Origin of the sequence: Microbulbifer mangrovi (genome assembly GCF_002009015.1) — a bacterium.
Taxonomy (GTDB): Bacteria; Pseudomonadota; Gammaproteobacteria; order Pseudomonadales; family Cellvibrionaceae; genus Microbulbifer; species Microbulbifer mangrovi.
The window spans coordinates 1-10,796 of the sequence record NZ_LZDE01000226.1; the positions used below are offsets into that span (position 1 = coordinate 1).

Below are 10,796 nucleotides of genomic sequence, written 5' to 3' on the forward strand. Positions count from 1 at the left end.
GTCCCTCTTTTCGACAGTCTCGCAAAGGGATCTCGGTATCAGAACCTTCGCATCAAGCCTGGATATGTTCGATCGACGAATAGGTCAGTCATTGCTAAGAAGTCCAAATTTAAGGTCCTGATGCCGGGATTCGTTTCCGGGACCGTACGCGGCCATGGATGGCCGCGTCCGAGCGCACAGGGATGTGCTTGTAGCGTGTCCCGGAAACGAATACCGGTAGCAGGGCCGCCCCGGAGCCCTCTACGACGTCCCGATGTATCGTCGCAGAGCTCGCCCGCGGGCAAGCTCCTACGGGAACGGTGCGGGGATTGAGAGTCAGTGACCACAAACTGTCATACTCCCCTGTTATAAGCCCCGAGACTGTTTAGAACCCATTCGTCACAAACCGACCTTTCCCCTATCAGGTAAATGGGTATAACCTACAGACTGAACCCCCAGACTAAAGGTGCATGGAAACCAATTTGGAAACACAAGCCCTCGCTCACAGCATCACTCTTGAGCCAAACGACGCCCGCCGCCTGGCCAACCTCTGTGGCCAATTTGATCAACACCTGCGCCAGATAGAACAGCGACTGGAAATTGAGATCCGCAATCGCGGCAATCAGTTCGCATTCTACGGCGATGCCAATTCCGCCCGCGCCGCCGGTGAGATCCTGAGTAACCTGTACAAGGAAACCGGATCCAACAATGACCTGACCCCGGACGAAATCCACCTCGCCCTGCAACAGTCAGATGTCGAGCTGGTAAAAGGCGGTCAGAAGGCAGAGGAAGGTGAGGGCGACCAGGTAGTGCTGATCCGCACCAAGAAGTGTTCCGTACGGCCCCGGGGGATCAACCAGCGCAAATATGTACGCGCGGTACAGAGCAACGATATCAACTTCGGCATCGGCCCCGCCGGTACCGGTAAAACCTACCTCGCCGTAGCCTGCGCCGTGGAAGCCCTGCTCAAAGACTCTGTAGAGCGCATCCTGCTGGTACGCCCGGCGGTAGAAGCGGGCGAGAAGCTGGGCTTTCTGCCCGGTGACCTGAGCCAGAAGGTAGACCCCTACCTGCGCCCCCTGTACGACGCCCTGTTTGAAATGCTCGGTTTCGAGACCGTGGGCAAACTCATCGAACGCAATGTGATCGAGGTAGCGCCACTGGCGTATATGCGCGGGCGTACCCTGAACAACGCCTTCGTGATTCTGGACGAGAGCCAGAACACCACCCGCGAACAGATGAAGATGTTCCTGACCCGTATCGGGTTCGGCTCTACCGCGGTGATCACCGGCGACCCCAGCCAGATCGACCTGCCTCGCGGACAGGCGTCAGGCCTGCGCCACGCCATCGAGGTACTGGATAAGGTCAACGGCATCAGCTTTACCCACTTTGGCGCCAAAGACGTGGTCCGCCACCCGCTGGTCCAGCGCATTGTAGAGGCCTACGATGTGCACGAAGCGGAAGTGGAAGCCGAGCGCGAAGCGCGCAAGGCCGCAGCGCTGGAAGCTGCCGCCGGTAAAACCGCCGGGGAAAATGCGGCCTGATGCCGCGCCCATGAACACCAGCCAATCCGAGAGCGGGGCCCAATCCGGGCCGCTCGAACCCGCTGTCATCGCCCTCGATGTTCAGCGGGCTTCCTCCTATCCCGAACTCCCCGGCGACGACGAGCTCGCCCATTGGGCGGCAGCCGCCGTAGGTGGGCACCGGTCCGAGGCCGAGATTTCCCTGCGCATTGTCGATGAAGACGAGAGCGAGGCGCTCAACAGCCAGTACCGCGGCAAGCAAAAGCCCACCAACGTGCTCTCCTTCCCCGCCGATATCCCGGAAGAGCTGGGCTTGCCCCTGCTCGGCGACCTGGTGATCTGCGCCCAAGTGGTGGCCAGAGAAGCGGAACAGCAGCACAAAGCCCTCTCCGCACACTGGGCACACATGGTGGTCCATGGCACACTGCATCTTTTGGGTTACGACCATATCGAGGACGATGAAGCCGAGATTATGGAAAATCTCGAAACCCGTATACTGGCAGGTCTGGGCATCGACGATCCCTACCGCCCCATAGATGAGCCGGCGCAAGGTGTGCCGGCCGAAAAAATTTCAGACGGAACCGACGAGTAACGCGGAGTATGGCCACATCCATGACCACCGACGAACCCCCAAGTAGCTCCTCCTCCAACCGCCCGCGATCGGGTGAAAAGAACTGGTTGGAGAAAATACTGGGTGCCTTCTCACAAGAACCCAAATCCCGCGATGAGCTGCTGGACATCATCAAGGATGCCGCCGAAAACAAGGTGGTAGACGCGGAAGCGCTATCCATCATCGAGGGCGCGCTGGATGTATCCAGCCAACAGGTGCGGGAAATCATGATTCCGCGCTCGCAGATGGTGGTGGTCAGTATCGAAGACCATCCCAAAGAATTCCTGCCCAAGATCATCGAATCCGGCCACTCCCGCTTCCCGGTGGTGGGTGAAAGCATCGATGATATCCGCGGCATACTCCTGGCCAAGGACCTGCTGCCGCTGGTACTGAAAGGCGTGGACGATTTCCGCCTCGAAGACCATATCCGGCCCGCCAATATCATTCCCGAAAGCAAACGCCTGAATATCCTGCTGCGGGAATTCCGCGAGAACCGCTATCACATGGCTGTCGTAATCGACGAGTACGGTGGTGTCTCGGGCGTGGTGACCATTGAAGATATTCTCGAGGAGATCGTCGGCGAGATCGAAGACGAGACCGATGAGGAAGAAGCGGATAGCTTTATCCGCAAAGTGAGCGACAACGATTTTGTGGTGAAAGCGCTCACCCCCATCGAGGACTTCAACGAGTACTTCGAGTGTGAATTCAGCGATGAAGAGTTCGATACCATCGGCGGTCTGATCATGCAGTCCTTTGGCCACTTGCCGGGACGCGACGAGATGACCAAACTCGGAGACTTCAAATTCCGCGTCCTCTACGCCGACAACCGGCAGATTCATCTGCTGCGTGTAAGTCGATTTGACAGGCCCGCTGAAGAAGATGGCTGATGCGTAAATTTGTGCCTTTTTTGGCCGCCCTGTTCGCGGGCGGCCTTCTGACACTCTCTTTTGCTCCCTATAACCTGTGGCCGATGGGACTGCTATCCCTCGCGCTACTTGCCTGGCTGCTGGCACCCGGTCGCAATCAACTGGAAGATGCCGGCAGTGGGAAAGGAACCTTCCTGATCGCCCTCAGCTACGGTATCGGCCTGTTCGCCACCGGCGGCTCCTGGGTGTACGTCTCGATTACCGATTTCGGCAATTCCTCCCCTGTACTGGGGGTCATCCTCACCGGCGCTTTTGTGGGTGTGCTGGCACTGGCATTTGCCCTGCCCTTCCCATTGCTGGCGCGCGTGCGTGCAAACCCGATGTCATTTGCCCTGGGGTTCGCGGCACTCTGGTTTGTCAGCGAGTGGGTTCGCACCTGGCTGTTTACCGGCTTCCCCTGGTTGTTTGCTGGCTACGGCCATATTCACACCTGGCTTGCCGGCTGGGCACCCGTAGTCAGTGTTTACGGTATTGGCCTGTTGCTGGCCTTTACCGCCGCGGTGCTGGCACTGTTTATGCGCCGCGCCTTCACCTCCTGGAAGTCCACCAGTGCGCTGTCGCTACTGGCTATCGCCCTGCTGACCTGGCCGGCCGGCCTGCTGCTTTCAAACGTGGATTGGACGGAAAATACGGGCAAAGAACTGACCGTTGGCCTGGTGCAGGCCAATATTCCCCAGGACAAAAAGTGGCTGCCGGAATTCCGCGGCGAGACGATCAGACGCTACCAGAGCGCCACCGAGTCACTCCATGGCGACAAGGTGGACCTGGTTATCTGGCCCGAGGCAGCGCTGCCACTGCTGTACCACCACGCCCCCAACCTGATGGATGCCCTGCAGAACAATGCACAGGAAACCGGCATCGACCTGATTACCGGCATTCTCTACGACACTGAGGAAGATTACCGGCGCGTGGTACACAATTCCGCAGTGGTTTTCGGCAGTGAATCCCAGTTGTACCACAAGCGTCACCTGGTACCTTTCGGCGAGTATGTACCGCTAGAGGACTGGATTCGCGGCACCATCGAATTCTTCAATTTGCCCACGTCCTTCATCCGCCCGGGACCTGAAGGCCAGCAGCCACTCCAGGCTGGTGGCGCAAGCTGGGCACCACTGATCTGCTACGAAATCGTTTACCCGCAGCTGGTATCCCAGAGCAGCGGTGACGCGCAGGTACTACTTACCCTGAGTAATGACGCCTGGTTTGGTCGCTCCATCGGTCCACTACAGCATATGCAGATGGCACAGATGCGGGCGCTGGAAACCCAGCGCTACCTGGTACGTGCCACCAATACCGGGGTAACCGCCATTGTTGCGCCGGACGGGAACATCAGTGAGCAGCTGCCTCAGTTCGAACAGGCGACCCTTACCGGCAGAGTGCAAGGCCGCAGTGGCTACACTCCTTTCATGCTGATGGGTGTGTGGGGACTGGTAGCATTGGCGGCGCTGATGCTGGTAATTGCGGCCCTGTTGCAACGTCGTCCCGCCCCTGAAAATACTGCGGTATTTGGCGGCGAAGCAGCAGACTGATTGCACAGGCAAACCGGGGCGGTGATTGCCCCGATTTGCCGCCTGCTTTCACACGCCTTTCACTATCACCGGGTTTTCTTGCCCGGCATTTCCTGCAAGCGGCCCGCTGGCTGCTATTATCGTGAGATATTCATCCGGCGAAAAAGACCCCTGTGCAGTATTGACCCGGTCAATTCGCCCGGCAGGCAGTCGAGCCTGCTCCCGGTTCCGCGCGCTGAAGATGCGCCAAATAGACCGGGCAATCGTTTTTCATGCACAGACCAGACAATGTGCGGCACGGATGCCAGATTTATGCATTGCTTAATTACTGGCGGCACTGGATTGATAGGCCGTCTATTTTGTGCGCAATGGTTGGCGCGAGGCCACAGCCTCACGGTACTCAGCCGCTCTCCCGAGAAAGTGCACAAACTCTGTGGCGAAGCGGCCCACGGGGTGCGCGAGCTACAACAGGTGGAAGGCCCGGTAGATGTGGTCGTCAATCTGGCGGGAGAGACTATTTCCAAGCGCTGGACCAGCGCGCGCAAACAGGAAATTCGCCGCTCACGGCTGGAGACCACCAACCAGCTGGTGCAGTGGATCCTCTCCCGGGAGCAGCGCCCCGAATACATTCTTTCCGGCTCGGCCGTGGGCTATTACGGTGACCGCGGCGGCGATCTGCTTAAAGAAACCAGCGGGCCCGGCGGCGGATTCGCTGCGGAACTGTGTCGGGACTGGGAAGCCGCGACCCAGCCCCTGCAACAGGCGGGACTGTGCGTGGGCACCATGCGTACCGCCATCGTACTTTCCACCCGCGGCGGCGCCCTGCCGCAGATGCTACCCGCTTTCCGACTCGGCTTCGGTGGCCCCATGAGCAGTGGCGAACACTGGATGAGCTGGATTCACGAGGAAGACATTGTCGGCCTGATGCTGCACACCATTGATCGGCGCCTCTGCACCCCCTTCAACGCGAGCGCCCCGGAACCGGTCACCAATAACAGTTTCTCCCGTCTGCTGGCGAGACAGTTGCATCGCCCCTGCCTGATGCGTTCCCCGGCCTGGGTACTGCGGTTGATGTTCGGTGAGATGGCGGAGGAATTGCTCCTCGCCAGCCAGAGAATGGAGCCGCGTGTGGCACTGGACAGTGGCTACAGTTTTCAGTATCCGACGCTGGAGAAAGCCCTCGCCGACCTGCTCGGCAGCACACCTCAAAACGGCGAGGCCCACGCTTCATCCAGGTCCCGCTGAGCGACGACCAACGGGATACCCCCTAACAAATCACTGCACCCGCGTAACATCCCCAGAAAACACAAACTCGAAATGCAAGCGAGCCCGCACTGGGCGGGCTCGAGGCATTGTATATGTATTGGGGCAGTCGGCTAAACCGATTGGATCAGGCGGCAGCGGTATTACGTGCCAGAATCGTCTCCAGATAGCTGCATGCGCCATCGGAGGTCACGGGCTCGGCCTTGCACTCCACCGGAGCCGACCCGACCCAGTGTGCGTGCCAGCGGTACCAGTTATGGACTTCGGCTTCGCTATCGCGGCTATCGCTGGATTCCTGACGCAGTTCCACAAAATCGGTCTGCTCCGGGTCCAGTTTGAACTCGCGAACGATCTGCCCGACAAAGGTTTCGAAGTTTTTGCTCAGCCTGGCGGCACTTTCCTCACCCGCAGACAACATCACCAGCTGACGCGTGCCGCGGCGGGCCATTTTTAGACCGATCCATACCGGACGGTTCAGGCGATTGTGCAACTGAATGGGGGAGAAGGATGCTGGGATACCCGTCATCTGGAGGTTACCTCGATTTTTATGTTGTTATTGTGCGCGATCTGGCCGAAGCCGCCGCGTAGATGCTCCATCATCCGAAACTTACTCCATTACCTATTATTTTGGACTTCCGCGTCGATCCACGTATCCAGGTCGATCGCTGCTTGGCGATACGACCGGGCGCCCGATGGTTTCAGGAGTAACCGTCTTTCAAGGCGCCCATACTAGTTATTCATACCGGGGGCATCAAGCGCATATCCGGAATCAAACCGGCCCATCGGTCAACTTGCCGTGCGGCGAGAGGTCTCGCGATGCGCTCAGCAAGTACGTCGAGAGGGCAGCGGCCGCCAGCGATACCATTGATCCGCTACCAGCTCACGCCAGTACACCTGGCTGCGCAACAGGGCCGCCGCACTGGGCAGCCAGCGCAACAGTCCGTTCTCGGCCCGCGGTACCAGCTCGCCAGCACTCCCGACCGGGAGGGGGCGCACCTGAATCCCGGCGCGGGCAAAACTCTCCGCGGCTCTGGGCATGTGCCACCAGTGTGTCACCAGCAGGACTCCTTCGACTCCCGAATCGTGCAGAAGTGCCGCGGAGTTGGTCGCGTTTTCCGCCGTCGTACGGCTGCAATTCTCACGCCAAGTCACCGGGCGCTGGAAAAGATTTTCCAGCGCATCTGCCATCAGATCCGCCTCCGGCGCCTTCTCCTCACTGTAAACCCGCCCTCCCGAGACCAGGATCGGCAGTTTCTCCGGGCCCTGTCCCGCCGCCCACGCGACCCGCTCCAGGCTTGCGGCAGAGAGTCTTTCGGCCCCGCTCTGCGCATCCCGATAGCGACCGCCGCCGAGCACCACAACCGCCGTCGGCTCCATATCCGGCGCCTCTGGAAGCGAATGGACCAGGCGCTGCCCCAGCCAACCGGAGAAGGCAGGTGTCGCGCAAATCCACAACGTGATGAAGCACAGAATAGCCAGTGGCAGTGACAGTTTGGCGACAGGGGTAGAGGCTGGGAAAAACCAGAACACGAACGCCATCAGCAGCCCGACCAGCGGGGCGAATGGCGGCATGATGAGTGTGGCCAGGGCAGTTTGCAGTTCCATTTTTGGCAACGGTCCTGTTTTCAGAATGAGATATTATTGTTGGGAAGCACATCGCCGCACCAAACTGGTGCACAACGATAAAGGGCGTCAGCCTGAGATACCCTAACTCAACTCTCTTCGAGGCCGCCGCTGACCTGCCGAAAACATCCGAATCCACAGCGGTGACAGGGCGTAATCTGAGTGCCGGTATCGGGCAATGCGCGGTAGCCACAGCCCAGACACTGCAACTCCTCTCCCTCCCCCACGTCTTCCCCCGCAAGCGCCCAGGGCTCGCCGTGGCGGATACAGTACATCAGTGCGGGCCAGGCGGACTTGGTCGGATCCGCGGCATCCAGCAACCAGTCGCCAGTACGCTCCTCCAGGGTTTTCAATTCCCCCCCCAGATCCTCAAGGTACTCCTCCGCCCGGTGCACATCATCCTTAAGCCAGGCGCGCAGGAAGGCCGCTTTGCTGGCGGTGAGCTTTTCCACCGCCAATTCATCCTCGACCAACTTTGCCAGATCCTGCCGCATCCCGGCGGCCACTTTCTCGTCTTCCAGCAGCAGATCGGGGTTATCCACCGGTTGAGCGGCTTTTGGATCCGCTTTCGACCCCGCTTTAGGTTTCTTACTCACCCCATCCCTCCTATAATTCGCCGTTTTCCGACCGAACCGCGAGCGCGTCTTCTGGTCAGAATTTCCCAATAGATCGAGTCACAGAGTATAGGTTCCCCACAGATGGAAGAGCAGTACAACCCCTCCGCAGTCGAAGCCGCCGCCCAGGAGCACTGGGCCGAGCAGAAAAGCTTCGAGGTAAAGGAAGACCCCGCCAAGGACAAGTTCTACTGCCTATCCATGTTCCCCTACCCCAGCGGCAAGCTGCATATGGGGCACGTGCGCAACTACACCATCACCGATGTGATCTCCCGCTACCAGCGCATGCAGGGCAAAAACGTCCTGCACCCCATGGGCTGGGACGCCTTCGGCCTGCCGGCGGAAAACGCCGCAATCCAGAACAAGACCGCACCGGCCAAGTGGACCTACTCCAATATTGATTACATGAAGGGCCAGTTGAAAGCCCTCGGCTTCGGTTTTGACTGGTCCCGCGAGCTGGCCACCTGCCAGCCCTCCTACTACCGCTGGGAGCAGTGGTTCTTCACCCGCCTGTACAAGAAAGGCCTGGTGTACAAAAAGAACTCTGCGGTGAACTGGTGTCCTCACGACGCCACCGTACTCGCCAACGAGCAGGTTGAAGACGGCTGCTGCTGGCGCTGCGGCACCACCGTGGAGCGCCGCGAGCTGGCCCAGTGGTTTATCAAGATCACCGACTATGCCGAAGAACTGCTGAAAGACCTGGATCAGCTGCCGGACTGGCCGGAGCAGGTGCGCACCATGCAGCGCAACTGGATCGGCAAGTCCAAGGGTGTCGAGCTGGCCTTCGCACTGCCGAAGACCATTGCCGGTGTCGACCACTTCGACGTGTACACCACCCGTCCAGACACACTGATGGGCGTCACCTACGTGTCCCTCGCCGCGGAGCACCCGATCGCCCTGGAACTGGCCGAGAGCAACCCGGAACTGAAGGCCTTCATTGCCGAGTGCAAAAAGCAATCCATGTCCGAGGCCGATATGGCCACCATGGACAAGAAAGGCATGGACACCGGCCTCAAGGCCATCCACCCGCTCACCGGCGAAGAAGTGCCGGTGTGGGTCGCCAACTACGTGCTGATGGATTACGGCAGCGGTGCCGTGATGGCGGTCCCCGCCCACGACCAGCGCGACTGGGAATTTGCCAAGAAATACGACCTGCCGATCAAGCAGGTAGTCGCGCCCGCAGGCGACGAATCCATCGACCTCGACAAAGAAGCCTTCACCGAAAAAGGCGCGCTGGTGAATTCTGGCGGATTCGACGGCCTCGACTTCGAAGCTGCGTTTAACGCCATCGCCGACGGCCTGGAAGCGGCCGGCAAGGGGCGCGTCACCACCAACTACCGCCTGCGCGATTGGGGTGTGTCCCGTCAACGCTACTGGGGAGCCCCGATCCCCATGTTCAACCTGGCCGACGGCAGTGAAATCCCGGTCCCCGCGGAGAAACTGCCGATCCTGTTGCCGGAAGACGTGGAGCTGGACGGCGTCACCTCCCCGATCAAGGCAGATCCGGAATGGTGTAAAGACGAATACAACGGCGAGGCGGTCGAGCGCGAAACCGACACCTTCGACACCTTCATGGAATCCAGCTGGTACTACGCCCGCTACACCTGCCCCGATTTCGAAGAAGGCATGCTCGACCCGGACCGCGCCAACTACTGGCTGCCGGTGGACCAGTATGTGGGCGGTATCGAACACGCCATCCTGCACCTGCTGTACGCGCGCTTCTTCCACAAACTGATGCGTGACGAAGGTCTGGTCAGCAGCGACGAACCCTTCAAACGCCTGCTATGCCAGGGCATGGTGCTCGCCGAATCCTTCTACAAAGAAGAGAACGGCCACAAAACCTGGATCGCCCCCACCGCCGTCGACGTAGAGCGCGACGACAAGGGCAAACCGATCAAAGCCATCGAGCGCGCCACTGGCGAAGAAGTGGTCGCCGGCGGCGTGGTCAAAATGTCCAAGTCCAAGAACAACGGCATCGACCCCCACGCTGCAGTACAGGAATACGGCGCCGACACCGTGCGCCTGTTCACCATGTTCGCCGCGCCCCCCGAGCAGACCCTCGAGTGGCACGACTCCGGTGTAGAAGGCGCCAGCCGCTTCCTGCGCAAACTGTGGAAAACCGTCCACGGCCATATCGAAGCCGGCGACGGCAGCGCTGCGATCGACGTTGACAACCTCAGTGACAAACAGCAGCAACTGCGCCGCAAGACCCACGAAACCATCCAGAAAGTCAGCGACGACTACGGCCGCCGCCAGACCTTCAACACCGCCGTTGCCGCGGTAATGGAATTACTGAACGAAGTGGGCAAGATCGCAGAGCGCGACTCCGCCAATGGCCTCGCAGTCGAGCGTGAAGCGCTGCAAGCCGCTGTCATGCTACTGGCCCCGGTTACCCCGCACATCAGCCACGAATTGTGGAATGTGCTGGGCAACAGCGGTGAACTGGTCGATGCCCAGTGGCCGCAGGTCGACGAAAATGCCCTGGTGCGTTCCAGTATCACTCTGGTCGTTCAGGTGAACGGCAAGCTGCGTGCAAAACTTGAAGTGCCAGCAGATGCCGACAAGGACACCCTGGAAAAAATGGCATTGGAAGACGAAAACGTACTGAAATTTACCGATGGTAAAACCGTACGCAAAGTGATCGTGGTGCCTGGCAAACTGGTCAACATCGTCGCCAATTAATATTCCGCGGTTACTTACGGAAGTAAAAAAGCCTCGTGCGAAGGACGGGTACCGGGTGCGGATTTTCAGGA

9 protein-coding genes are annotated in these 10,796 nt (G+C 59.6%); 6 read left to right on the plus strand and 3 right to left on the minus strand.

Going from position 1 to position 10,796, the window contains the following annotated elements:
* The first annotated feature begins 449 nt into the window (after positions 1-449).
* The 5 genes from B4U49_RS03040 (at position 450) to B4U49_RS03060 (ending at position 5,788) form a co-directional block, all read left to right on the plus strand.
* Positions 450-1,523 carry a PhoH family protein gene (locus B4U49_RS03040; RefSeq protein ID WP_078083102.1) on the plus strand — a complete coding sequence of 358 codons (1,074 nt, stop codon included), beginning with the start codon at positions 450-452 and terminating at the stop codon, positions 1,521-1,523.
* A 10-nt stretch (positions 1,524-1,533) separates the two neighbouring features.
* Positions 1,534-2,094 carry an rRNA maturation RNase YbeY gene (gene ybeY / locus B4U49_RS03045; RefSeq protein ID WP_078083108.1) on the plus strand — a complete coding sequence of 187 codons (561 nt, stop codon included), beginning with the start codon at positions 1,534-1,536 and terminating at the stop codon, positions 2,092-2,094.
* Positions 2,095-2,102: 8 nt separating this feature from the next.
* A complete protein-coding gene (locus B4U49_RS03050) occupies positions 2,103-2,999 on the plus strand; it encodes an HlyC/CorC family transporter (protein ID WP_204902974.1) in 897 nt (298 codons plus the stop codon).
* Positions 2,999-4,564, plus strand: a complete 1,566-nt coding sequence (lnt, locus tag B4U49_RS03055) for an apolipoprotein N-acyltransferase (RefSeq protein WP_078083103.1) — start codon at positions 2,999-3,001, stop codon at positions 4,562-4,564. Before B4U49_RS03050 ends, lnt begins: the two co-directional genes overlap by 1 nt.
* Positions 4,565-4,855: 291 nt before the next feature.
* On the plus strand, positions 4,856-5,788 hold the full coding sequence (locus B4U49_RS03060) for a TIGR01777 family oxidoreductase (protein ID WP_078083104.1): 933 nt from the start codon (positions 4,856-4,858) through the stop codon (positions 5,786-5,788).
* A gap of 145 nt (positions 5,789-5,933) precedes the next feature.
* Here B4U49_RS03060 and B4U49_RS03065 read toward each other — a convergent pair whose 3' ends face one another.
* From B4U49_RS03065 to B4U49_RS03075, 3 genes are all read right to left on the minus strand, one after another.
* Complete coding sequence (locus B4U49_RS03065) at positions 5,934-6,332, minus strand: hypothetical protein (RefSeq protein ID WP_078083105.1); 399 nt, start codon at positions 6,330-6,332, stop codon at positions 5,934-5,936.
* A gap of 296 nt (positions 6,333-6,628) precedes the next feature.
* The gene (locus B4U49_RS03070; RefSeq protein WP_078083106.1) at positions 6,629-7,411 is read right to left on the minus strand and encodes a YdcF family protein; all 783 of its coding nucleotides are present in this window, start codon (positions 7,409-7,411) and stop codon (positions 6,629-6,631) included.
* Positions 7,412-7,518: 107 nt separating this feature from the next.
* A complete protein-coding gene (locus tag B4U49_RS03075; RefSeq protein WP_239692451.1) occupies positions 7,519-8,025 on the minus strand; it encodes a zinc ribbon-containing protein in 507 nt (168 codons plus the stop codon).
* A gap of 102 nt (positions 8,026-8,127) precedes the next feature.
* Between B4U49_RS03075 and leuS the strand changes: the two genes are divergently transcribed.
* Complete coding sequence (gene leuS, locus B4U49_RS03080) at positions 8,128-10,725, plus strand: leucine--tRNA ligase (protein WP_078083107.1); 2,598 nt, start codon at positions 8,128-8,130, stop codon at positions 10,723-10,725.
* The last annotated feature ends 71 nt before the right edge of the window (positions 10,726-10,796 follow it).

Bases quoted from the DNA above. Each gene is read 5' to 3' on its own strand.
- ybeY (WP_078083108.1), top strand. From the start codon at position 1,534: ATGAACACCAGCCAATCCGAGAGCGGGGCCCAATCCGGGCCGCTCGAA.
- lnt (WP_078083103.1), top strand. From the start codon at position 2,999: ATGCGTAAATTTGTGCCTTTTTTGGCCGCCCTGTTCGCGGGCGGCCTT.
- B4U49_RS03050 (WP_204902974.1), top strand. From the start codon at position 2,103: ATGGCCACATCCATGACCACCGACGAACCCCCAAGTAGCTCCTCCTCC.
- B4U49_RS03070 (WP_078083106.1), bottom strand. From the start codon at position 7,411: ATGGAACTGCAAACTGCCCTGGCCACACTCATCATGCCGCCATTCGCC.
- B4U49_RS03060 (WP_078083104.1), top strand. From the start codon at position 4,856: ATGCATTGCTTAATTACTGGCGGCACTGGATTGATAGGCCGTCTATTT.
- leuS (WP_078083107.1), top strand. From the start codon at position 8,128: ATGGAAGAGCAGTACAACCCCTCCGCAGTCGAAGCCGCCGCCCAGGAG.
- B4U49_RS03040 (WP_078083102.1), top strand. From the start codon at position 450: ATGGAAACCAATTTGGAAACACAAGCCCTCGCTCACAGCATCACTCTT.
- B4U49_RS03065 (WP_078083105.1), bottom strand. From the start codon at position 6,332: ATGACGGGTATCCCAGCATCCTTCTCCCCCATTCAGTTGCACAATCGC.